Source organism: Ancylobacter pratisalsi (assembly GCF_010669125.1).
Lineage (GTDB): Bacteria > Pseudomonadota > Alphaproteobacteria > Rhizobiales > Xanthobacteraceae > Ancylobacter > Ancylobacter pratisalsi.
This window is the reverse complement of record NZ_CP048630.1, coordinates 696333-718547: the sequence shown is the minus strand read 5'-3', so window position 1 is coordinate 718547 and position 22215 is coordinate 696333. Positions and strand designations below refer to the sequence as shown.

Sequence of the window (22215 nt, the reverse complement as noted above, 5' to 3'; positions counted from 1 at the left end):
CCTGAAAACGCTCAATCGAGCTTGATGTTGGCGGCTTTGATGACGCGGCTGTAGTTCTCGAAATCGCTGCGCACCGCGGCATCGCCTTCGGCGGCGGTTGACGCGACGACGGCAAAGCCCTGACCTTCGAGGAAGCCCTTCACCTCGGGCGCGTTAAGTGCGGCAACGAAGTCGCGGTTGATCTTCTCGACCAGCGGGCGCGGCGTCTTGGCGGAGACGAAGAAGCCCTGCCAGGTCTCGATGTTGAAATCCTTGATGCCCTGCTCCTGGAAGGTCGGAACATCGGGCAGGGCTGCCGAGCGCTTGGCGGTGCTGACGCCGATGGGCACCAGTCGGCCGGCGCGCACATGCTCGGTAACGGCGGCAAGCGTAATGATCACCGCGTCGATATGGCCACCAAGCAGGTCGGTCACCGCCGGGGCGCCGCCCTTGTAGGGGATGAAGGTGTACTTGGTGCCGGTGAGCTGGCCGAGCAGTTCATGGCCGATGTGATGGGCCCCGCCATTGGACGGCGTGCCGACGGTGAGCGTGCCGTTCTTCTCGCGGGCGAGCTTCAGATATTCATCGAGGTTCTTCACGCCGAGCGAGGGTCGGACCACGAGGATTTGCGGGTTCGACACCGCCTTGGTGACGGTCGAGAGGTCCTTGATCAGGTCGCTCTTCAGCTCCGGGCCGAAGAAGATGGCGTTGAGCGGCACCTTGTCGCCGCCGACCACGATCGAGAGCCCGTCAGGCTTGCCCTGCGCGATCTGCTCCAGCCCGATATTGCCGTTGGAGCCGGCAACGTTCTCGACGATGGGGTCCTTGCCCCAGATCTTGCCAAGCTCGCGGGCCACCGTCCGTGTCAGCGCGTCGGCGCTGGCGCCCGCTGACGAGGTGACGACGATGCGCACCTGGGACTGCGGGTATTTCGACACGTCCACCTCGTCGGCGGACGCGGGGACGAGCGTCAGTGCCAGTGCGGCGCCGGCTAATAGACTGAAAACACCATTCATCGCTGAGAACCTCCGTAATTCGCCACGATCCTAAATTGACATTTCTAATTGTCTATAGAAAATATGGACTAATGAGTTTGGAGATTGCCAGTGCCCCTTAATCGCGACGTTCTCACCGCCGGCCTCGGCACCGCCTTTGCCTTGACTCTGCTGGCTTTCGGCAGCCATCTCCCGGTGGGAACGGCGGTGCGCATGGGACCCGGCTTTATTCCCCGTGCCGTCGCCATAGGTCTGCTCGCGGTGGCCGTGCTTATACTGATCAAGGCTTTGCTTGCCCGGCCCGCCCGCGCAGACGATGCCGCGCCGGAAGCGCCGTTTCACTGGCGTGGGGCAGCCAGCATCAGCTTCGGCGTGCTGACGTTCGCGCTGCTGATCCAGCCGATCGGCCTGCTCGCCAGCGCCACGGCGACGGTGTTCTTCTCCTCACTCGCCCAACAGGGAGAGGGCTGGGCTGAACGCGTCGTGCTTGCGGGCTCGCTCGCTGCCATTGCCGGGGCGGTGTTCGCCTATGGGCTTGGCCTGCCGCTGCCGATCCTGCCGAACTTCCTGTGATGGAACTTCTCGGTCATCTCGCGCTCGGCTTCGATGTCGCGCTTTCCTGGCAGAATCTTCTGCTGTGCCTGATCGGCGTGCTGTTGGGCACGCTGGTCGGTGTTCTGCCAGGCATCGGGCCGGCGACCACGATCGCCATCCTGCTCCCGGTGACTTTTGAGCTGCCAGCCGTTGGCGCTCTCATCATGCTGGCCGGCATCTATTACGGCGCGCAATATGGCGGCTCGACTACGGCGATCCTCGTAAACATGCCCGGCGAGTCCTCGGGTATCATCACCGCGCTGGACGGTCACCAGATGGCCAAGCAGGGCCGCGCGGGCGTGGCGCTGTCGATTGCCGCGATCGGCTCGCTGTTCGCCGGCACGGTCTCGACCTTCTTCATCGCCGGATCGGCCTCGACGCTGTCCGAGCTCGGCCTGCTGTTCGGGCCAGCGGAGAATGTTGCGCTAATGGTGCTCGCCATCGTCGCGGTCATCGTCATGGGCAAGGGCTCGGTGCTGAACGGGCTGGTGATGGTGCTGATCGGCCTGTCGCTCGGGCTCATCGGCACCGATGTCGAGACCAGCAAGGCGCGCTTCACCTTCGGCATTCAGGAACTGCGCGACGGCATCGATTTCATCCCGCTGGCGATGGGGCTGTTCGGCATATCCGAAATCCTGCGCACGCTGGAGACACCGGGCGACGGTTCGGTGCTGAGCAACAAGATTTCCGGGCTGTGGCCGAAATGGGCGGACCTGAAAGCCTCGGCGCTGCCGATCCTGCGCGGCACCGGCGTCGGCACGGTACTCGGCATCCTGCCGGGAAGCGGCACGCTGCTCGCCTCGTTTACCGCCTACATGCTGGAAAAGAAGATTTCCCGCACGCCGGAACGCTTCGGCAAGGGCGCGATCGAGGGGCTCGCCTCGCCCGAGAGCGCCAACAATGCCGCGGCGCAGACCTCCTTCGTGCCGATGCTCACGCTGGGCATGCCGTCCGGCGCGGTCACGGCGCTGATGATCGGTGCCATGACGATCCACGGCATTTCGCCGGGGCCGCAAGTGGTGACGCAGCGCCCGGATCTCTTCTGGGGGCTGGTGTGTTCGATGTGGATCGGCAACGCGATGCTGCTGATCATCAACCTGCCGCTGATCGCCATCTGGGTGTCGATCCTGCGCATCCCTTACAGGCGGCTGGTGCCGGCGATCATCCTGTTCTGCTGCATCGGCGCCTACAGCGTGAACAACTCAACTTTCGATGTGGTCGTGCTGTTCGCCGCCGGGCTGTTCGGTTACGCGTTGTCGCGGCTGGATTGCGACCCGACGCCCCTGCTGCTCAGCTTCATCATCGGGCCGATGCTGGAAGAGAATTTCCGCCGCGCCATGCTGGTCGCGCACGGCAACCCGATGACGTTTGTCGAAAAGCCGATCAGCCTGACGCTGCTGCTGGCGACGGCTGCCCTACTGGTCGTGGCGGTTCTGCCGTCGGTGCGCAAGCGTCGCGAGGAGGTGTTCGTGGAGTAAGGAGAGCGATGTCCCATGACCGTTTGTCATGATCCGGCATAGGATGCGGGCCGGATCCTTTCTGTTCAGTACCGAGTAGCCAACATGGCGTTCAGCCCGACCATCGATCCCATCTCTCCCGCCTTGCGCGACCTGCTTGCCCCAGGCGGCGTACTTCGCGCCGGCATCAATCTCTCGAACTTTCTGCTGGTCTCGAGCCGCGATGCGCAGGGTTCGCCGGTCGGGGTGTCGCCCGACCTGGCCGGCGCGATCGCCAACCACCTCGGGGTCAGGCTGCAATTGGTGCCGTACGAGTCGCCCGGTCTTCTGGCCGACGCGGCCTTGCACGACGAATGGGATATTGGGCTGATTGGGGCCGAGCCGCAGCGGGCCGAAGTGATCAGCTTCACCCCATCCTATGTGGAGATCGAGGCGACCTATCTGGTCCCCGAAGGCTCTAATTTGCAAAGCACGGGGGACGTCGATGCGCCGGGTCTTCGCATCGCGGTGACGGGGCGCACCGCCTATGGGCTATGGCTCGACCGCAACATCCAGCACGCCACGCTGGTGCGCTCCTCGACCATGGACGCGGCGCGGGAGGATTTTGCCGATCAAGGACTGGACGCGCTCGCGGGGCTTCGCCCGCGGTTGATTTCGGATCAGGCTCTGCTTCCCGGGTCGACCCTGTTGCCGGGGCGCTTCATGGCGGTGCAGCAGGCGATTGGAACGCCCAAGGCGAAAGCTGCGGCGCTCGCCTACCTCACGAGCTTCATTGCGGCAGCCAAGAGCTCCGGCTTCGTCGCCGAACTGATCGCGAGGCACCGTGTGCAGGGACTGAGCGTCTCCGTTGCGTGACGGCGAAGCGCGGGTGCGCGTCGTGGCGGAGCCGCCTCACCGCTGATGGGCCGGAAGGTTCGCAGTCCTTACTGCGTCAGCAGCGTCGAGATGAACTGCCGGGTGCGCTCCTGGACCGGGGCGGCGAACAGCGCGCGGGCGGGGCCGGTCTCAAGGATGTGGCCGCCATCAAGGAACGCCACCTCATGCGCGATGTTCGCGGTGAGCCGCAGATCATGCGTGGCCATCAGCATGGTGGTGCCCTCGCGCGCCAGCTGCGCGATGACTTCCACCACCTCGACGGCAAGCTCCGGGTCGAGCGCGGAGGTCGGCTCGTCGCACAGCAACACCTTCGGCGCCGGGGCCAGCGCGCGGGCGATCGCCACGCGTTGCTGCTGCCCGCCGGACAGCTGCGCCGGCCAGGCATCGGCCTTGTGGGCGAGGCCGACCTTGTCGAGCAGTTCCAGCGAGCGGGCCCGGGCCTTGCCCTCCGGCCATTTCAGCACCGTGACGAGGCTCTCCATGACATTGCCCAGCGCGGTGCGGTGCGGGAACAGCTGGAAGTTCTGGAACACCATGCCGGTCTGGCGCCGCACCCGCAAAATCGCGTCGCGCTCCGGCCGCTTGCCGGGCACGAATTCTACACGGTCCCCGCCAATGACCAGCTCGCCGGCCTGCGGGATTTCCAGCAGGTTCACGCAGCGCAGCAGCGTGCTCTTGCCCGAGCCGGACGGGCCGATCAGCGCGGTGACGCTGCCCTCGGCAATTCTGAGGCTGACGGATTTGAGGACGGCGAGATCGCCGAAGCTCATCTCGATGTCGGTGAGCGCGATCATGACGACGCTTTCACGAAGCCGCCATAGCGGCCGAAATGGCGCTCCAGCCGCACCTGCAGGGCGGAGAGCACCGAAGAAAGCGCCAGATAGATCAGCGCGGCCTCGATATAGATGATCAGCGGCTCATAGCTGGTGGCGACGATGCGCTGCGCCGCCTGGAACAGCTCCGGCACCGTCACGGCGGCGGCCAGCGAGGTGTCCTTAACCAGCGAGATAAACGAGTTCGACAGCGGCGGCACCGCCACGCGCAGCGCCTGCGGCAGCACGGTCCGGCGCAGCGCCTGCTGCCACGTCATGCCGATGGAATAGCTCGCCTCCCACTGCCCGTTGGGGATCGAGCCGATCACCGCGCGCACGATCTCCGAGGTGTAGGCGCCGACGTTCAGCGTGAAGCCGATCAGCGCGGCCGGAAACGCGTCCAGCACGATGCCGATGCTCGGCAGGCCGTAGAAGATCAGAAACAATTGCACAAGCAGCGGGGTGCCGCGAATGATCCAGACATAGAACCGCACCACCGCCACCAGCGGCTTCGGGCCGAACAAGCGGATCAGCGCAACGACGAAGCCAAGCGTCAGGCCGAGCGCGAAGGACAGCAGGGTAAGTGGGACCGTGAACACCAGCGCCGCCCACAGCAGCGGGGCGGCCGAGTTCAGCATAAGTTCGAGCCAATAGGGCACAGCGCGGCTTCCGTTCATGAGAAAGGGCCGCCCAGGCAGGGCGACCCCTTCTGTCGTCACATTAGGACGGTGGGACTATTTGGAAACGTCGGCGCCGAAATATTTCGCCGAGATCGCCTTATAGGTGCCGTCCGCCTTGATGTCGGTGAGCGCCTTGTTGATGGCTTCGACCAGCTTCGGGTTGCCCTTGCGCACGATCACGCCGGAATAATCGGCATTGTCCTCGGTGGCGACGATCTTCACCTTGGCGTCCGGCTTGTGCTTCCTAAAGTCGAGAAACGACAGGCTGTCATTGACCGTGGCGTCGGCACGCCCGTTGAGCACCAGCTGGATCGACTGGTCGAAGCCGTCCGTGCCGACAAGGCTGGCGCCGTTCGTCTCGGCAAGCTTGCCGAAATTGCTGGTCAGCGACTGCGCCGCCTTCTTGCCCTTCAGGTCGGCGAAGCCCTTGATGTCGGTATTGTCGTCACGCACGATCAGCACGGCTTTTGAGGCGATATAGGGATCGGAGAAGTCGTATTTGGCCTTGCGGGCGTCGGTGATGCCGACCTGGTTGATCACGGCGTCGTAGCGCTTGGCATCGAGGCCGGCGATCAGCCCGTCCCATTTGCCCTCGAGGAATTCCGCCTTCACGCCGAGCTTCGCAGCGATGGCTTCACCGATCTCGACATCGAAGCCGACCAGCTTGTTACTGCCGTCATGATAGGTGAAGGGGGCATAGGTGCCCTCGGTGCCGATCTTGATGATTCCGGCGGCCTTGATAGCGTCGAGGTCGTCGGCACGGCTCGGCGCGGCAGCGACCGTCTGCAAGGCGGCGACGAGGCCGATTGCGATAAGTGAGTGCATCCATTTCATGGGTCTGTCTCCTGCGCTCTAAGGGGCGCTGCCTGCTTGAATGCTAAAGTGGGGTGATCGAGGCGGGCAGCTAGTGGCTCACCACGCCGGCAGCACGGCGCCCTTGAACCGGGTTTCCAGAAACGCCTTCACGTCCGGCGACTGATAGGCTGCGACCAGCTTGCGGATCGTGGGCTTGCCCTCATCCCCGGAGCGCACCGCGACGAAATTGCCATAGGGGTTTTCGGTACGGCTTTCCTGAACCAGCGCGTCCTTGCGCGGGTCGAGCTTGGCACCGAGGGCGTAATTGGTGTTGATCACGGCGCCGTCGAGATCGGGCAGCTGCTTGGGCAGCAGCGCGGCGTCGAGCTCGCGAAACTTCACCTGCTTGGGATTGTCGATCACGTCGAGGGTCGTCGGCAGCAGGCCCTTGCCCGGCTTCACCTTGATCAGGCCGTTGGCGGCCAGCAGGTTGAGCGCGCGGCCGCCATTGCTGGGATCGTTGGGAATGCCGATCTGTGCGCCCTGCGGCAGGTCCTTGAACGCCTTGAGCTTGGTCGAATAGAAGCCGATCGGCTCGACGATGGTGAAGCCGGCGGGGACGATCTTGTAGCCGCGCGCGGCGATCTGCGCGTCGAGATAGGGCTGGTGCTGGAACGCATTGGCGTCGAGATCGCCGCGCGACAGCGCCTCATTGGGCAGCGTGTAGTCGGAGAAGGCGATGATCTGGATGTCTATGCCGTCCTTGGCCGCGACCTTCTTGACGACTTCGGCGATCTCTTCCTCGTCGCCGCCGATGACGCCGAGCTTGATCTTTTCAGCCGCTGACGCGGGCAGGGCGCTTATGAGGGCGGCAACGGCGATGCCGGCCGCAACGTTGATGAAACGGCTAATGGACATGGAGGCTCCCCTGAATGACGGCGCCACGCGCCTTGTTCCCTGAGAGGAGCCCCGAATCCGACAATAATCTATTTAATTTATGGAATACTAGGTATGCATATTTGTTAGGCGTGATGCACAGATCGTGGGCGACCGCACAAGGGCCTATCAATCCAATTGACAATTTGAAGTGGTTGGTTAATCGTAAAGCCGTTGTTGATCGGTGAATAATTTGTATTCGCTGATTGGCCGCGGGATTTGAGCCCGGCAGCTTGCACCGCGTCACCAATTGCTAAAGCGCCACGATGGTCGTGGTCGGGTCGTTTTGACGATGCCTTTAGGAGGCCGAGCCATGACCAAGATGTGTTGTCCCTGCTGCGTGTGACGTTGCTTCGTCTCGTATCTTTTCAGCAGCTTTAGCCGGATTGCAGTTGCGCCACAGGCGCCCTCCGGTTCAGGGACCTAGACCATGACCGATTTCATCTCCTTTGCCGCCGGCGAGCCGCGGCTCGACGACATATTGGCCGACCCCATCATTGGCCTTGTGCTGAAGCGCGATGGCCTTAGCGCCGAGCGGGTTGCCGCCCTGCTGGCGCGCGAGCAGCGCCGGCTCGGGTTCGGCAGCGTGCCGCGCCGGGCCGCCGGTTCACCGGCTCTGGCCTGCGCGGCCTGACAGGCTGAGCGTGCCAGGCTGTCCGAGACTTTTCCGTTGAACAGTGCCGCTGGCGGCGCCGGACCGCCGGCGGTTGCCAAGCCAGCCCCGGAAAACCGGAACGGGAGTGATGATGCGCGCCCGATGATCGAACTCGACGGTGTGTGGAAGACCTTTCCGGCCCGCGGCAGCGACACGGCCGTCGAGGCGCTGCGCGGCGTGAGCTTGCATGTGCCGCGTGGCGAGATTTATGGCGTCATCGGCCGTTCCGGCGCCGGCAAGTCGACCCTGATCCGCACAATTAACGGGCTGGAGCGCCCGACCGGCGGTGAGGTGCGGGTCGACGGCATCGCCATCGACAAGCTCGATGAGCGTGCGCTGCGCGAGGAGCGCCGCAAGATCGGCATGATCTTCCAGCACTTCAATTTGCTGTCCTCACGCTCGGCCTTCGGCAATGTCGCGCTGCCACTCGAGCTGCTCGGCCTTAGCCGTCGCGAGATTGAAAAGCGCGTGACGCCGCTGCTGGAGCTGGTTGGGCTGGGCGACAAACGTGACCGCCATCCGGTGGAGCTCTCCGGCGGCCAGAAGCAGCGCGTCGGCATCGCCCGTGCGCTGGCCACCGAGCCCAAGGTGCTGCGGTCGGACGAGGCGACCTCGGCACTCGATCCCGAGACAACACGCTCCATCCTCGCGCTGTTGGCGCGGGTGAATGCCGAGCTCGGCCTCACCATCGTGCTGATCACCCACGAGATGACCGTCATCAAGGAAATCTGTCACCGCGTCGGTGTGATCGACGACGGCGCGATCATCGAGGAGGGCCCGGTCCACCAGGTGTTCGCACACCCGCAGACCGCGACGGCGCGCTCCTTCGTCGGCAGCCTTGCCGGGCGCGAACTGCCCGCCAGCGTCAAGGCCCAGCTCGGCGCGCCGGTGGAGGCATCGTCCCAGACTATTTTGCGTCTGACGCTGACCGGGGAGGCGGCCACCCAGCCGACCGTAACCAAGCTGGCGCGGGCGCTCGGCATCGATGTCGCCATCCTCGGCGGCCAGATCGACAGCATTGGCGGCCACCCGTTCGCGCTGCTGTTCATGGGCGTGCCGACGGCGAGCTGGACCAGCGGTGCGGTGAGCGCGGCACTGGCGAGCCCGGACATCCAGCTGGAGATGCTCGGCCATGTCGCCTGAACTCCTCCGCCTCATCCTCAATTCGACGCTCGAGACGCTCTACATGGTCGGCGTCGCGACCCTCATTGGCACGCTGCTCGGCCTGCCGCTCGGCATTTTCCTCGCCACCAGCGGCCAGGGCGAGCTGTTCGCCGCCCCGAAGCTGAACGGCGTGCTCGGCGTGGTGGTGAACGCTACCCGCTCGACACCTTTCATCATCCTCGTCGTCGCCATCATCCCCTTCACCCGGCTGATCGCCGGCACCTCCATCGGCACCACGGCGGCCATCGTGCCGCTGACCATTGCCGCGACACCATTCATCGCGCGCATCGTCGAGGCGGCGATCCGGGAAGTCGATTACGGCCTGGTGGAAGCGTCATTGGCGATGGGAGCCACACCGTTGCAGATCGTGCGCAAGGTGCTGATCCCCGAGGCGCTGCCGGGTCTCGTGCTTGGCATCACGCTGGCTGTTGTCAGCCTGCTGTCGAACTCCGCCATGGTTGGCGCGGTCGGCGGCGGAGGCTTGGGCGATCTCGGCATCCGCTACGGCTACCAGCGCTTTATGCCGGAGGTGATGCTGGTCGTGGTGATCGTGCTCATCGTGCTGGTTCAGGGATTTCAAACCCTCGGTGAATATGTCGCGCGGCGGGTCAACCGACGCCTGCGACGGCAATAGGCTGAAGGATCAACCATGACATTGCTTCGCTCGCTCGTCGTCCTCGGCGTCACTCTCCTTACCGGCGCCGCTCAGGCGGAAATCCTGCGCATCGGCGTGACGCCCGGACCGCACGCACAGATAATGGAGGCCGTGAAGCCGGTAGCTGCCGCCAAGGGGCTTGACCTGATCATCACCGAATTCTCGGACTACGTGGTGCCGAACGAGGCGCTGAATGCCGGCGAGCTGGACGCCAACTCGTTCCAGAACCAGCCCTATCTCGACAACCAGGTTGCCGATCGGGGCTACAAGATCGAGAGCGTGGCGCCCACAGTGAATTTTCCGCTCGGCATCTATTCCAAGACCTACAAGAGTTGGGCCGAGGTGCCGGATGGCGCCACCATTGCGATCCAGAACGACCCGACCAATGGCGGGCGGGCGCTACTGTTGCTGCAGGATCGCGGTGTCATCACGCTGCGCGCCGGCGTCGGCTTCAAGCCGAGCCCGGCCGACGTAATCGGCAACCCGAAAAAGCTGCGCTTCATCGAACTCGATGCCGCGCAGACGCCGCGTTCGCTCGATGATGTCGCCGCCGCCGCGATCAACACCAATTACGCCGTATCAGCCGGGCTCGATCCCACCAAGGATCCGATCCTCAAGGAGGAGGCCAAGGGCCCTTATGTGAACGTCATCGCGATCCGCTCGGCTGACAAAGACAGGCCCGGGATCAAGACGCTGATCGAAGCCTATCACTCGCCGCAGGTGAAGGCGTTCGTCGTGGAAAAATTCAAGGGCGCGGTCCTGCCGGCGTGGTGAGGCGACTCACCCATGATAATTCGGGATAAGCGTGGCTCGGCTCAGATGTGATACATCAGGTCGATGTCGGCATTCTCGGCATAGGTCATCATGTCTTTCAGCGACATGCGGTCGAGAATATCCGACATCGCGTCCCGCACCTTGGTCATGGTGATACGTACGGCACAGGAGCCAACATCGCGGCAATCCTGGCAGGGCACATAGGCACTCTTGCTGGCACAGCCGATTGGCGCCAGGGGGCCGTCGAGCACGCGAATGATGTGCCCGACCCGGATGTCGGAGATGGAGCGCGCAAGCGTATAGCCACCGCCCGGCCCCTTGCGCGAGCGTAGCATTCCAGCATGGCGCAGATCGAGCAGAATGGCGTCCAGGAATTTCTTGGGAATGTTATTGGCGTCGGCAATTTCCTGTCCGCCCAAACTGGTGCCCGGCGCTTGCGCCGCCAGGTGCAGCATCGCCTTGAGGCCATACTTGCCCCGGTTCGTCAGCATAGATGATCCGTCCTCAAAGCCTGCTGGGCGCATACCACATATGGCGAGCCCGCCCTGATGTGCCAGTAACGGGGCAGATATTCAATCGAGCGAGTTTGTTGAGGTAGAAAGCGTCTTGCCGCGGTGCGCCAACTCTCAGGCTTCCTGTCCCCAGCGCTGCACGGTCAGACGGTTGAGAGTGGCGAACACAAAGCTCTCGACGGCCAGCCCGATTAGAATCACGGTCAGCAAACCGGCGAAGACATTGGCGGTTTCGAGCTGAGAGCGGTTGACGAATATGAACCAGCCGAGGCCACCCTCTCGCGCACTGGCCCCGAACACCATTTCGGCCGCGATTAGGGTGCGCCAGGCGAAAGCCCAGCCGAGGCGCAGTCCCGACAGGATGGACGGTAGCGCGGCGGGAATCAGCAGCCCGACGACATAGGATGGGCCGGTGAGCCCGATGTTGCGTCCCGCCATGCGCAGCGTCGGCGGCACGGCGCGAAAGCCCGCGTGACAGGCGAGCGCCAAGGGCCAGAGCACTGAATGAACGATGACGAAGACGAGGCTGGAGGCACCAACGCCGAACCACAGCAGCGCCACGGGAAGAAGGGCGATCGCGGGCAGCGGATTGAACATCGCCGTCAGCAGGCCCAGCAGGCTCTCGCCCCAACGGCTCAGCGCGGCCAGCGCGGTGATGATCGCGGCGACGCCGATGCCGATGCCGTAGCCGGTGAGAAGGATGCCGAGCGAGGCGCGCACCCGCTCGGGAAGTTCGCCGTTGCGCAGGTTCTCCCACAAGGCCACCAAGGTCTCCAGAAAGCTTGGCAGCAGGAGCGAGTTTCCCAGCCAGCGGGCATACGACTCCCAGATCAGGGCAAGTCCCACGAGGATGACGAGACGGCGTGCGCGGGATCCCAAGGTGAACGGGGCAGGGCGGGCGGACGTCGAGAGGGTGCTTTCAGACATTGTGGGTAACCTTGACGCGGTGATGAGCGTCCGTCCTGGCCGCAAGACTGGCGGCGGTTTTCGCCTCCGGCAGCGCCGCGCCGAAGATGCGCTGCTGGATCTCCATCTCCAGCCGGCCGAAATCGGAGGTGCCCCGATGCCGTGCCGCATCTGGCACGGCATATTCCGCCCCGATCCGGCCGGGATGCGGCGTCATGACCAATACGCGGGTGCCCACATGCAATGCCTCATCGATGGCATGGGTGACGAACAGGCACGTGGCTCCGGTCTCCTCGCACAGGCCCAGCAGTTCGTCCTGCATGCGCCGCCGGGAGAGCGCGTCGAGCGCGGCAAAGGGTTCGTCCATCAGCAGGATCGCCGGCTGCACGGCGAAAGCGCGGGCGATGGCACAGCGCTGCTTCATGCCGCCCGACAAGGTGTGAGGGTAGGCATCGGCAAAGCCGCCGAGACCGACGCGTCCCGCCCAGTCGCGCGCGCGTTCAAAGGATTCAGCCCGACCCAGCCCGCGGGCACGGCGAAGGGCAAAAGCAATGTTGCCCGCCACCGTCCGCCAGGGCAGAAGCTGGTCGAATTCCTGGAACACCACCATGCGGTCTGGCCCCGGCGCGCGCACCGGCGCGCCATGGAGCCTGATTTCGCCGGAACTCGTCTTGAGGAAGCCGGCCACGGCGCGCAGCAGCGTGGACTTGCCGCAGCCGGAGGGACCGAGCAGGGCGAGCCGCTCACCGGCGCCGATGGTGAAGGACACATCCTCCACCGCCGTGACCGTTCCGGCATCGGTTTGGTAGCGCAGAGTGACATGCTCCACCGCCAGCGGCGGTGGGCCACCGGCCGCCGGCTGGTTCTGCGGAGGGAGCCAACCCACCGGCTCAACTCCCATTGCGTGCGTGCAGGCCCGGCTGGAACAATTCCTTCCAGCTCGGCTTCTGCTTGATGAGGCCGATGCGGTGCTCGAAATCGACGAACACCTCCACCCGCTCCGGGACGGTCGTAAAGCGGATCTGCGGGTCGCGAATGATGGCCTCGACGAAACCGGGATCCAGCTTCGACTTCTCGGCGGCGATATAGAGGGCGGCGGCGTCTTTCGGGTTCGCCTTGATCCACTCATTGGCCTCGTCCAGCGCGGTAACGAAGGCATCGACGGTCTTGGGGTTGTCCAGCGCAAACTTCTTCGTGCCGTAGACGACGTTGAAGGTGTGCGGGCCGCCGAGCACATCGTAGCTGTTCAGCACCGCATGAACCTTGTCGTTCTGGAGCTGCTGCTCGAAGAAGGGCGGCGACGTGAAGTGAGCGGTAATGCCGCCGGTGCCGGAGAGGATCGAGGCCGTCGCATCCGGATGTGGCAGGCTCACGGTGAGATGATCGAGCTTGTCGTACTGGCCGAACGTCTTTTCGGCTGCGATCTGGAGCACAATCGGCTGGAACCCGACCTTGACCGAGGGCAGGGCGATGCGATCGGTATCGGTGAAGTCCTTGATGGTCTCTACAGCAGGGTTGTTGGTGGTCAGCACATTCGGCATCGAGCCAAGGGCGGCGATCAGCAGGATGTCAGTCTTGCCGCGCGTCTTATCCCAGGTGAGGATCGCCGGAGCAACGCCGGCCGTCGCGAAATCCAGCCCACCGGAAATGAGCGAGTCGTTCATCGCCGCTGCGCCGGAGAGACGCAGCCACTCGACTTTGAGATCGTTTACGCCGGCGGTGGCGGCGTGTTTCTCGATGAGTTTCTGCTCCTTCGCGACGATCAGGGGCAGATAGGCGATTCCGAACTGCTGGGCGATCCGCAACTCACTCGTCTCCGCGCGGGCGGAGGAGACAGCGGATGAACCAGCGACCCACACTAGTGAAAATGTGGCAGCAGCGAGCAGGGCGCGAACGCGCATGGGAAAGGCTCCATGTCTTGGGATGACCAACATTCAGAGCTTTATTATACAAAGTCAATATACTATAGAGACTTCTCTCCGCCGCTGCCTCGGCGCTCATGGAACGTGGATTGAAATGAGCCGTTCTGACTTCCTTTGGTACATCCCCAACGACGTGAAAGCCGGCCATCGTGGCGACGTGCCGGCGTCAAATTCCGGCAGCCTCGACAGCCTGACCGATCAGGCGAAGGCACTTGAACAGCACGGCTGGAGCGGTGCGTTGATCGGCACCGGTTGGGGGCGGCCAGACACCTTTACGGTCGCAGCGGCGCTTGCTGCGCGCACGACCCGTTTCGAGCCCCTGATCGCGATCCGTCCCGGCTATTGGCAGCCGGCCCAATTCGCATGTGCGGCGGCAACGCTCGACCAGCTCTCGGATGGCCGAACCCGTTTCAACATCGTCTCGGGCAAGGACAATCTCGCCGCCTATGGCGACAGCGAGGGAGATACCACGCAACGGTACGCGCGCACCCGCGAATTCATGCGGCTGGTGCGCCGGCTCTGGACCGAGGAAGATGTCACCTTCAGCGGCAACTACTTCCAGGTGACGAACGCGACGGTCGAGCCGCGCATCACGGCGCGCGGCGCGCGGCGGCACCCGCGCTTCTATTTTGGTGGCGCCTCGGAGGCGGCGGAGCGGGTGGCGGCGACCGAAGCCGACGTGCAGCTGTTCTGGGGCGAGCCGCGCGACGGCGTTGCCGAGCGGATTGAACGTCTGAAGGCCTTGGGCCGCACGCTGGACCGGGATCTCCCGCCCCTCGAATTCGGCCTGCGCATCACGACGCTGGTGCGGGACACGACGGCGCAAGCCTGGGCCGACGCCGAGGCAAAGGTGGCGGAGATGGCCCGAACCGGAGGCGCCGGCTGGCAGGATCACAGGGGCCCAGCCGCCGTTGGTCAGCAGCGCCTGCTCGACCTGCATCACCGCGGCGACGTGCTCGACGACAATCTCTATACGGCTCCGGGCAAGTTCGGCGGTGGTGGCGCCGGCACGACCTGGTTGGTCGGTTCGGCCGACGATGTCGCCGGTTCGCTTCGCAAATACCAGGACCTCGGCATTACTCAGTTCATATTGTCCGACACGCCCTATCTGCGCGAGATCAAGCGGCAGGGAGAAACGCTGCTGCCTCTGCTGTCGCGACCTAATCTTTCTCTCGTCTGCTAAGCCGCTCTCGCTGCCCGGATAGTGTGGAGCGCCTCCGGCTTGAGGTGTGTATAGCGCCGCAGCATCTTCCAGTCCTTGTGGCCGGTCACGAGCGCCACCTGTTCGATGGTGAAACCTGCCTCAAACAGCCGGCTGGTGCCTTCGTGGCGCAGGTCGTGGAAATGCAAGTCCTCGATCTTGAGGTCTTGGCACTGCCGACGAAACGCAGTGCCGACCGAGCGGCCGTTGTAGGGGAAGATGCGGCCTTCTCGAGCGCTTGAGCAGCGGGCTTGCTCCTCGATGATCTCACACGCGTCATAACCCGACACATCGAGCAGCGGGATGCGCTGATGGTTGCCGTCCTTCCTGCGCGGGTCCTTGCGATCTCGAATGAGCAGCATCCGCGTTCGCGGATCGAAGTCACGCCATTCGACCCGGCAGATTTCTTCCTGACGCATGGCCGTAGCTACAGCAAAGCGCACGATCCTTCCGACGGGGATGCTTTGCCGAGGGTTCTCGTCCAGCGCCGTAAGGATGCGGTCAAGTTCGTCCAGCGTCGGCCGGCGATCCCGCTCCTTGCCTTTTCCAATCAGGCCGAGGCGCTTCAGGGCGATGCGCGCGAGATCGAGGGGCTCGGTCGAGAGGATCACGCCGTGGACCGCCGCAGCATGGGAGAGCACGGTCTTGATGTATCCGAAGTCCATGCTGACCGTGACCGGACCAGCCCCTTCTTTGGCGCGGTTCCTTCCGTATTTGATGAGGCGCTCGCGGTCGAGCTCGGTGATCTTCAGCGCGCCGAGCGCCTCTTCGAGGGCCGTAAGGCAGAAGTCCTTGGAACGACCGATCCGGACCCCCACCTCAGCCATATCCTGGCGGTGGAGCGCGACGAGATCGCGGAAGCGTTTTGCATCGCGCGACTTGCGCGTGACGGCTGGCTCCTGGCGATCGATGCGGCGCTCCAAGTCGAGCGCCCATTCCTCGGCATCCTTGCGGCGCAGGAACGTCTCGCTGACGTACTGCCCCTTCCGACGGATCTGGGCTCTCCAAGAGCCGGATTTTAGTTTAGTGAAGGTAGCCAATCCGTGTGCGCTCCGTGTGCACTCACGCGTCGAAAAACCGGAAATTGGAGCGTATCGTGGCGAAAAATCGAGTGCGCACGACGCGTCCCAACTCGTTGAATCTACAAAAATAATGTCGAAAAATCAATCATTTAGATTTGCCGTGGCACCTATGATGGATTGGACCGACCGGCATTGTCGGGCGTTTCATCGCACGCTGTCGCGCAAGGCTCGGCTTTACACCGAGATGGTCACAGCGAACGCGGTGATTTTTGGCGACCGTGAGCGGCTTCTTGGTTTCAGCGAAGGTGAGCACCCGGTCGCTGTCCAGCTCGGTGGCTCCGATGCCGAGGCGTTGGCGAAGGCGGCTTCGATCAGCGCCGACTGGGGTTATGACGAGGTGAACCTCAATGTGGGCTGCCCGTCCGATCGAGTGCAGGGCGGCAATTTCGGTGCCTGCCTGATGCGCGATCCAGCTCTGGTGGCCGAGTGCGTCGCTGCGATGAAAGCCGAGGTGAGAGTTCCCGTCACCGTGAAGTGCCGCATCGGCGTGGACGATCAGGACCCGGAAACGGCCCTTGATCAGCTGGCCGACGCGGTCCTCGACGCCGGCGCGGATGCGCTCATCGTGCATGCCCGCAAAGCCTGGCTGGAAGGCCTTTCGCCGAAGGAGAACCGGGATATTCCTCCGCTCGACTACGGCCGCGTGCATCGCCTGAAGCAGCGGCTGCCGCATGTTTCGGTCAGCATCAATGGCGGCATTGGTTCGCTGAACGAGGTCGAGGCGCAGATCGCGCATGTCGACGGTGTGATGCTGGGACGTGCGGCGTACCAGCAGCCGGAACTGCTCATGGAGGTCGACAGCCGATTGTTCGGCGAGGAGGACCCTCACAATGACGCCTTCGCGGCGGTCGAGGCGTTCGAACCCTATGTCGCGGCGCATCTGGAGACGGGCGGCCGGCTTCATGATATCACGCGCCACATGCTCGGCCTGTTCACCGGCCGGGCAGGAGCGCGGGCTTATCGCCGTCGACTTGCCATGGAAGGCGTGAAGTCCGATGCCGGTATCGACGTGCTGCGCGCCGCGGTGGACGAGGTCCGTCAGGCGGAAGCGCGACGCAAACTGGTGGCTTGATGGTTCATTCGCTTCCCTTCTCCATACCACTCGATCATATGCTTTGGCTCAGCGGTGCGCTTCTGGTGGCAGGTTTTGCCACCGGCATCCTCGCGGGTCTGTTCGGCGTTGGCGGCGGAGCGATCATCGTTCCGGTGCTCTATGAAGTGTTCGGTGCCGTCGGCGTCGACGATTCCGAGCGCATGCATCTCGCGGTCGGCTCGGCGCTGGCCATCATTGTTCCAACGGCTTTGCGCGCGTTCTTCGCGCATCGCCTGCGTACCAAGGTGGACAGCAGCCTTTTACGTCGATGGGCGTTGCCTGTTGTTGCGGGCGTGATCTTCGGCACGCTTCTCGCGGCGGTTTCGCCCGACGTGGTCTTGAAGGCGGCCTTCGTCGGCTTCGCAGCGCTGATGTCGTCCAAGATGCTGTTCGCCGGTTCACGATGGACGCTGGGTGACAAGCTGCCCGGCCGCGCCGCCATGACAGCTTATGGCTTTGGCATTGGCGCAGCCTCGCCGCTCATCGGTATCAGTGGGGGCGGCATTGCGACGGTGGTCCTGACGCTCTACCGCGTGCCGATTCACGACGCGATCGCGACTTCCGTGGGCCTTGGCGCGCTCATCGCGGTGCCCGGCACCATCGGCTACATGCTGAGCGGTATTCCCCATCTCGACAATCTGCCGCCGCTGTCGATCGGCTATGTATCCCTGCCAGCCTTGGTGCTGGTCGGCGGCGTCGCGACGCTGGTGGCGCCGCTGGGCGCACGCCTTGCCCACGCGTTCACGCGTCGCCAGCTTGAAATCGGCTTTGGCCTGTTCCTGCTGCTGATGGGATTGCGTTTCCTGGCCGCTCTGATTCTGGAATAGGGCGCTACTGGGCGATCTTGGCGCGCATCACCAGCTTCTCGCCGCGTATCTCGAAGCTCGCGAGACGGGAGAGAAAGCTCATGCCGAGCAGGCTGTGCTTGAGCGTGCCCGGGCTTGCGATCAGCGCCGGCACGTCCCGCTCCTCGATGCTGCCCGCGATCGCTATCCTGTCGAGCACGACAGCGGCCGCCTTGCCGCGGCCATTGGCGGTATCGATCGGGATATCGTAGCGCAGGAACTCGATCGGCAGGCCGACCTCGACGGCGTCCTCCGGCGTCAGCACCACACTCGACGCGCCGGTGTCCACCAGCATCGGAATGCGGTTTCCGTTGATCTCGACCCGTACATTGAAGTCGCCGTCGCGTGCCCGCGCCACCTCGACGGCGGGGCCACCGGTGCTGGCAAGCGGCACCGCGTAGCCAGGGGCGAGCTCGGCCAATACCCGGTAAGCGGTGGCATGAATCTCCACCCGGTAGGTGTAACCTACGGCAAGAAAAGCAAAAATCACCAGCCATAGCGCGGCGGCGCGCAGCGCTTCCCCGAGACGCCCGGTAAAGGTCGCGACGACGCCGGCGCCGACCACCAGTCCGATTGCGCCATAGGCGACGAGATGGGCGAGCTGCCCCGCGCTGAGGCCGGCGATGCCGCCCGTCGCGTCACTCCAGGCGATCAGGCCGATGCCGGCTGCGAGGCCGATCACGACGATCCACATCAGGCGATCGTTGTTCACCGCAAAGGCTCCGGTATCGGGGCGGCCGGGGCGTGGTTTTCGAGGCGCGCCATGACCGCGCGCCGTTCGCTTTCGTTCATCGCGCGCCAGGCGCCGATCTCCTCAAGTGTGCGCCCGCAGCCCAGGCAGAACTGCCCGCGCGCGTCGAGCGTGCAAACGGAAACGCAGGGGGTCGAGATGGATGTCGGCATCGGACTCGAGAGGCTCAAAACTGCCGTGCGAAGATAAGGAGCCCCAGCAGGAAGGCAATCTCCACCAGCGCGATCGCCGCCCCCGCGACATCCCCCGTCTGCCCGCCGAATTGGGCGCGGGCAAGGCGACGGAGGCCAAAAAATGTAATGATTCCAAAGGAAAGGCCGCTGATCAGCGCTGTCACGCCGAAACTGGGGACAACCATCACGAATGCGATGATTATCCCGATCACCGCCCCGGTCGCGCAGGCGCTGCGCGATGGGCGGCCCGCACCGGCGGCCAGTCCGCCTGCACGTGCGGCGGGCAAGAGCGCGAGCATGTAGGGGCCTGCCACGCGCGAGATCGCGCCAGCCGCCACCAGTGCCGCGGCGGCGGCGAGACTGCTGTGGGCGACAAGGGCCTGCAGCGTCGCGACCTTCAAAAGCGTTGCCAGCACCAGCGCCAGCACGCCGAAACTGCCGACCCGGCTGTCCTTCATGATCTCCAGCCGCCGCTCGACGCTCTGCCCGCCAAGTCCGTCGGCGCAATCGGCAAGTCCGTCCTCGTGCAGCGCGCCGGTGAGGGCGGTTGTGACGGCGATGGCGAGGATGGCGGAGACCCACGCGCCGAGGTGGACGGTGAGGGCGATGAGGAGGACGATGGAGCCGATGAGACCGATGAGGCCGCCGGCGATCGGGAACGCCGGCGCGACCCGCTCCATGAAGGGTCGATCGTGTTCCTCGCGCTTCAGATCCCCGTCGGAGGGGATCGGCAGGCGGGAGAGGAAGCGCAGCGCTTCGGGCACATCGCTGAGGACGGGAATCGGCATGGCGCGTTCGATCCGGTTCAGCGCAGGACGAGGAAGTCGTCGACGGGCCGGCGGTGCTCCCAGCCTGCCCGCTCCAGCTCGGGCACGTCCGAAAGCGCGGACGGGTAGCCTATGCACAGATAGCCAACCAGTCGCCAGTGGGCCGGCAGCTCGAGCGCGGCGCCGACGGCCTCGGGGTCGAGGATCGACACCCAACCAAGCCCCACTCCGCGCGCGGTGGCGGCGAGCCACAGGGTATGGATGGCCATCACCGTCGAATAGGCCACCGTCTCGGGCATGGTGGCACGGCCAAGCCCGTGGCCGGCCTCCGGCTCCGGCTCGACAAATACGCCGACCTGCTCGGGCGCTTCGTCGAGGCCTGCGAGCTTCAGGCGCGCATAAAGGCTTGCCCGATCGTCCCGCTGGGCGGCGAGGGCGTCGGCATTGCAAGCTTCGAAGATCGCCCGCACCGCGGCGCGGCGTTCGGGGGCGCGCACCAGAACGAAGCGCCAGGGCTGGCTGAGGCCAACGCTTGGGGCCGAGGTTGCCAGCGTCAGCAGATCGTCGAGAAGACCCGGCGCCAGCGGCATCGGGTCGAAATGGCGCACATCGCGCCGCCAGGCGAAAAGCATGTCGAGCCGCGCCCGGAAGGCGTCGTCGAAACGGGGCGAGGTTTTTGCCGGCAGCGTCATGCTTTGGCTCGGCTGGGAACGGGCATGGGCGAGGGCGTGCGAGGGGTGAGGGCTTGCGCGCTCCCGCAGGAGGGTCTACCCCGCCGCCGCGCCTGACGCGAGCCCTCCGATGCGAGAGGCGGCCGCGAACTCCCGGGCGCGAGAGGAATTTCGATGCCGCGCGCTGTCTCCGGTCTGCCTTTCGACGACATCCGCAACCTTGTCGCCACCATGCCGGGGCCGGACGAGGACGCCCGTGCCGCTGCCGCCGCGCGGCAGGGCCAGCTGGTGAAGCCACCGGGTGCGCTCGGCCGGCTGGAGGAGATCGCCATCCACATCGCGGCCTGGCAGGGGCGCGAGATCCCGGTCGTGAACCGCCCGACAGTGGCCGTTTTCGCCGCCACCCATGGCGTGGCGTCGCGGGGCGTCTCGCCCTATCCGCCGGAAGTGACCAAGCAGATGGTCGCGACCTTCACCGATGGAAAGGCGGCGGTGAACCAGATTTGCGGCGTGTTCGGCGCGGGGCTGCGGGTGTTCGACCTCGCGCTTGACCTGCCAACCCCCGATATCGTCGACGAGGACGCCTTCACCGAGGCCGAGTGCGCCGCCACCATGGCCTTTGGCATGGAGGCGCTGGCGGGCGAGCCGGACCTGCTGTGCCTCGGCGAGATGGGGATCGGCAATACCACGGTCGCCGCCGCCATCTTCCACGGCCTGTATGGCGGGGAGGCCGAGGAGTGGGTCGGCCCCGGCACCGGCGCCACCGGCGCGACGCTGTCCCGCAAGATCGAGGCGGTGCGCACGGCCGTGGACCGCGCCAGGGGTCATCTCGACGATCCGCTGGAAGTGCTGCGCAAGCTGGGCGGGCGCGAGGTGGCGGCAATGGCCGGGGCGATTCTCGCCGCGCGCATGCAGCGCGTTCCCGTCGTGCTCGACGGCTATGTGGTGACCGCCGCCGCCGCGGTGCTGCGCGCCATGGACGAGCACGCGCTTGATCACTGCCTGGCCGGCCATGTCTCCGCCGAACCCGCCCACCGCCGGGTGCTGGAGCGGCTCGGCCTCGAACCCGTGCTTGATCTGGGCATGCGGCTGGGGGAGGGCTCGGGCGCCGCGCTGTCGATCGGTGTGATCAAGGCCGCGCTCGCCTGCCATTCCGGCATGGCGACCTTCGCCGAAGCCGGCGTGGCCGAGGGGTGAGGGCGCCGCGCCCTCCGCGCGCCGTATCATCGACGGCCCTTGTGCCGGTCCGCCCATGAGGAGGTCGCGCCGCTGGCGTCGCAGCACCTGGGGTTCGTTGCTGCTCGCGGCCGGGCTGGTTGTCCTCGCGCTGCTGGTGCAGCGGCTGGTCCCGCCGCTGACCGGCGAGGTGCGCGTGGCGGATGGGGACAGCCTCGAAATCGATGGCACGCGGGTGCGGATCGAGGGCATCGACGCGCCCGAGCTGCATCAGTCCTGCGGCGAGGCCGGCGCGCGCTGGCCCTGCGGGCTGCGCGCCAGGGCGGCCCTGGAGGCCGTTATCGGCGAAGCCCTCGCGCAGCAGGGCGGTGCCGTGACCTGCCGCCCGGTGGACGAGGACCGCTATGGCCGCTCGGTCGCGGTCTGCGAGGCCGGGGAGCGCGACATCGGCGCGGTTCTGGTCGGGCAGGGCTGGGCGGTGGCGACGGGCCTTTCCTATGCCGGCGAGGAACGGGCGGCGCGGGCCGCGCGTGCGGGCATCTGGGCTGGACCGTTCGAAATGCCGGCGGACTGGCGGGGGCGCCACCCGAGGCCGCCGAACTAGGGCGTCTGGTTTCAACGCGGTTTCTTGAGGCGAACCGGAACCTACCTCGCCCGAAAACGCCCCAGCACCGCTCTGGCGCATGTCCGGCCGGACAGGTGTTCGCCAGTGGATGCTTTCGCCCGCCGCGCCTATCTAGGGGC

General features: G+C 65.2%; 26 protein-coding genes. 12 read left to right on the top strand and 14 right to left on the bottom strand.

Annotation, left to right across the window (positions count from 1 at the left end):
- Positions 1-11 precede the first annotated feature (11 nt).
- On the bottom strand, positions 12-995 hold the full coding sequence (locus G3A50_RS03600; protein WP_163073984.1) for a Bug family tripartite tricarboxylate transporter substrate binding protein: 984 nt from the start codon (positions 993-995) through the stop codon (positions 12-14).
- A 90-nt stretch (positions 996-1085) separates the two neighbouring features.
- Here G3A50_RS03600 and G3A50_RS03595 point away from each other — a divergent pair, with 90 nt between their 5' ends.
- The 3 genes from G3A50_RS03595 to G3A50_RS03585 all read left to right on the top strand — a co-directional run bounded on the left by G3A50_RS03595 (position 1086) and on the right by G3A50_RS03585 (position 3880).
- Positions 1086-1547 carry a tripartite tricarboxylate transporter TctB family protein gene (locus G3A50_RS03595; RefSeq protein ID WP_163073983.1) on the top strand — a complete coding sequence of 154 codons (462 nt, stop codon included), beginning with the start codon at positions 1086-1088 and terminating at the stop codon, positions 1545-1547.
- On the top strand, positions 1547-3046 hold the full coding sequence (locus G3A50_RS03590; RefSeq protein WP_163073982.1) for a tripartite tricarboxylate transporter permease: 1500 nt from the start codon (positions 1547-1549) through the stop codon (positions 3044-3046). The genes G3A50_RS03595 and G3A50_RS03590 overlap by 1 nt, the downstream gene beginning before the upstream one ends.
- A gap of 84 nt (positions 3047-3130) precedes the next feature.
- On the top strand, positions 3131-3880 hold the full coding sequence (locus tag G3A50_RS03585; RefSeq protein ID WP_170308623.1) for a transporter substrate-binding domain-containing protein: 750 nt from the start codon (positions 3131-3133) through the stop codon (positions 3878-3880).
- Positions 3881-3948: 68 nt separating this feature from the next.
- Here the strand turns inward: G3A50_RS03585 and G3A50_RS03580 are convergent, their stop codons facing one another.
- The 4 genes from G3A50_RS03580 to G3A50_RS03565 all read right to left on the bottom strand — a co-directional run bounded on the left by G3A50_RS03580 (position 3949) and on the right by G3A50_RS03565 (position 7106).
- A complete protein-coding gene (locus G3A50_RS03580) occupies positions 3949-4695 on the bottom strand; it encodes an amino acid ABC transporter ATP-binding protein (RefSeq protein ID WP_163073981.1) in 747 nt (248 codons plus the stop codon).
- Entirely contained in the window at positions 4692-5372 is a 681-nt protein-coding gene (locus G3A50_RS03575; RefSeq protein WP_163077255.1) for an amino acid ABC transporter permease, read from the bottom strand. The genes G3A50_RS03580 and G3A50_RS03575 overlap by 4 nt, the downstream gene beginning before the upstream one ends.
- Before the next feature lie 75 nt (positions 5373-5447).
- A complete protein-coding gene (locus G3A50_RS03570) occupies positions 5448-6227 on the bottom strand; it encodes an amino acid ABC transporter substrate-binding protein (RefSeq protein ID WP_163073980.1) in 780 nt (259 codons plus the stop codon).
- A gap of 78 nt (positions 6228-6305) precedes the next feature.
- Positions 6306-7106, bottom strand: coding sequence for a MetQ/NlpA family ABC transporter substrate-binding protein (locus G3A50_RS03565; RefSeq protein WP_163073979.1), 801 nt, complete (start codon positions 7104-7106; stop codon positions 6306-6308).
- Between the two features lie 448 nt (positions 7107-7554).
- On the opposite strand from G3A50_RS03565, the gene G3A50_RS03560 reads away from it, so the two are divergent.
- The 4 genes from G3A50_RS03560 (at position 7555) to G3A50_RS03545 (ending at position 10372) form a co-directional block, all read left to right on the top strand.
- Positions 7555-7758 carry a hypothetical protein gene (locus tag G3A50_RS03560; RefSeq protein WP_163073978.1) on the top strand — a complete coding sequence of 68 codons (204 nt, stop codon included), beginning with the start codon at positions 7555-7557 and terminating at the stop codon, positions 7756-7758.
- A gap of 123 nt (positions 7759-7881) precedes the next feature.
- Positions 7882-8922 carry a methionine ABC transporter ATP-binding protein gene (locus G3A50_RS03555; RefSeq protein WP_163073977.1) on the top strand — a complete coding sequence of 347 codons (1041 nt, stop codon included), beginning with the start codon at positions 7882-7884 and terminating at the stop codon, positions 8920-8922.
- Positions 8912-9577 carry a methionine ABC transporter permease gene (locus G3A50_RS03550; RefSeq protein ID WP_163073976.1) on the top strand — a complete coding sequence of 222 codons (666 nt, stop codon included), beginning with the start codon at positions 8912-8914 and terminating at the stop codon, positions 9575-9577. Before G3A50_RS03555 ends, G3A50_RS03550 begins: the two co-directional genes overlap by 11 nt.
- Before the next feature lie 15 nt (positions 9578-9592).
- Positions 9593-10372: a MetQ/NlpA family ABC transporter substrate-binding protein gene (locus tag G3A50_RS03545; protein WP_163073975.1), complete on the top strand. Its 780-nt coding sequence runs from the start codon at positions 9593-9595 to the stop codon at positions 10370-10372.
- Between the two features lie 41 nt (positions 10373-10413).
- On the opposite strand, the gene G3A50_RS03540 is transcribed toward G3A50_RS03545, so the two are convergent.
- From G3A50_RS03540 to G3A50_RS03525, 4 genes are all read right to left on the bottom strand, one after another.
- Positions 10414-10863 (bottom strand): RrF2 family transcriptional regulator, encoded by a 450-nt coding sequence (locus G3A50_RS03540; RefSeq protein WP_163073974.1) that lies wholly within the window; start codon positions 10861-10863, stop codon positions 10414-10416.
- Positions 10864-10998: 135 nt separating this feature from the next.
- Positions 10999-11811, bottom strand: coding sequence for an ABC transporter permease (locus G3A50_RS03535; protein WP_163073973.1), 813 nt, complete (start codon positions 11809-11811; stop codon positions 10999-11001).
- Positions 11804-12676 (bottom strand): ABC transporter ATP-binding protein, encoded by an 873-nt coding sequence (locus G3A50_RS03530; RefSeq protein WP_163073972.1) that lies wholly within the window; start codon positions 12674-12676, stop codon positions 11804-11806. The genes G3A50_RS03535 and G3A50_RS03530 overlap by 8 nt, the downstream gene beginning before the upstream one ends.
- A 4-nt stretch (positions 12677-12680) precedes the next feature.
- On the bottom strand, positions 12681-13691 hold the full coding sequence (locus tag G3A50_RS03525) for an ABC transporter substrate-binding protein (protein WP_163073971.1): 1011 nt from the start codon (positions 13689-13691) through the stop codon (positions 12681-12683).
- A 115-nt stretch (positions 13692-13806) separates the two neighbouring features.
- On the opposite strand from G3A50_RS03525, the gene G3A50_RS03520 reads away from it, so the two are divergent.
- Entirely contained in the window at positions 13807-14895 is a 1089-nt protein-coding gene (locus G3A50_RS03520) for an LLM class flavin-dependent oxidoreductase (protein ID WP_163077253.1), read from the top strand.
- Here the strand turns inward: G3A50_RS03520 and G3A50_RS03515 are convergent.
- Positions 14892-15953, bottom strand: a complete 1062-nt coding sequence (locus G3A50_RS03515; RefSeq protein ID WP_163073970.1) for a site-specific integrase — start codon at positions 15951-15953, stop codon at positions 14892-14894. The genes G3A50_RS03520 and G3A50_RS03515 overlap by 4 nt on opposite strands.
- A gap of 112 nt (positions 15954-16065) precedes the next feature.
- Here G3A50_RS03515 and dusA point away from each other — a divergent pair, with 112 nt between their 5' ends.
- Together dusA and G3A50_RS03505 are read left to right on the top strand one after the other, a co-directional pair.
- Entirely contained in the window at positions 16066-17067 is a 1002-nt protein-coding gene (dusA, locus tag G3A50_RS03510) for a tRNA dihydrouridine(20/20a) synthase DusA (RefSeq protein WP_163077251.1), read from the top strand.
- The gene (locus G3A50_RS03505) at positions 17067-17915 is read left to right on the top strand and encodes a sulfite exporter TauE/SafE family protein (protein WP_163073969.1); all 849 of its coding nucleotides are present in this window, start codon (positions 17067-17069) and stop codon (positions 17913-17915) included. The genes dusA and G3A50_RS03505 overlap by 1 nt, the downstream gene beginning before the upstream one ends.
- Positions 17916-17919: 4 nt before the next feature.
- Here G3A50_RS03505 and G3A50_RS03500 read toward each other — a convergent pair whose 3' ends face one another.
- Genes G3A50_RS03500 through bluB form a run of 4 tightly spaced genes read right to left on the bottom strand, consistent with a single transcriptional unit; the run spans position 17920 to position 20316 of the window.
- Positions 17920-18645 carry a retropepsin-like aspartic protease family protein gene (locus G3A50_RS03500; RefSeq protein WP_163073968.1) on the bottom strand — a complete coding sequence of 242 codons (726 nt, stop codon included), beginning with the start codon at positions 18643-18645 and terminating at the stop codon, positions 17920-17922.
- Entirely contained in the window at positions 18642-18836 is a 195-nt protein-coding gene (locus G3A50_RS03495; protein ID WP_163073967.1) for a DUF1289 domain-containing protein, read from the bottom strand. Before G3A50_RS03495 ends, G3A50_RS03500 begins: the two co-directional genes overlap by 4 nt.
- Before the next feature lie 14 nt (positions 18837-18850).
- Positions 18851-19645, bottom strand: a complete 795-nt coding sequence (gene cobS, locus G3A50_RS03490) for an adenosylcobinamide-GDP ribazoletransferase (RefSeq protein WP_163073966.1) — start codon at positions 19643-19645, stop codon at positions 18851-18853.
- Positions 19646-19662: 17 nt separating this feature from the next.
- Entirely contained in the window at positions 19663-20316 is a 654-nt protein-coding gene (gene bluB / locus G3A50_RS03485) for a 5,6-dimethylbenzimidazole synthase (protein WP_163073965.1), read from the bottom strand.
- A 153-nt stretch (positions 20317-20469) separates the two neighbouring features.
- On the opposite strand from bluB, the gene cobT reads away from it, so the two are divergent.
- Both cobT and G3A50_RS03475 read left to right on the top strand, forming a co-directional pair.
- Positions 20470-21492 (top strand): nicotinate-nucleotide--dimethylbenzimidazole phosphoribosyltransferase, encoded by a 1023-nt coding sequence (gene cobT / locus G3A50_RS03480; RefSeq protein ID WP_163073964.1) that lies wholly within the window; start codon positions 20470-20472, stop codon positions 21490-21492.
- Between the two features lie 55 nt (positions 21493-21547).
- On the top strand, positions 21548-22075 hold the full coding sequence (locus tag G3A50_RS03475) for a thermonuclease family protein (RefSeq protein WP_163073963.1): 528 nt from the start codon (positions 21548-21550) through the stop codon (positions 22073-22075).
- Positions 22076-22215: the final 140 nt, after the last annotated feature.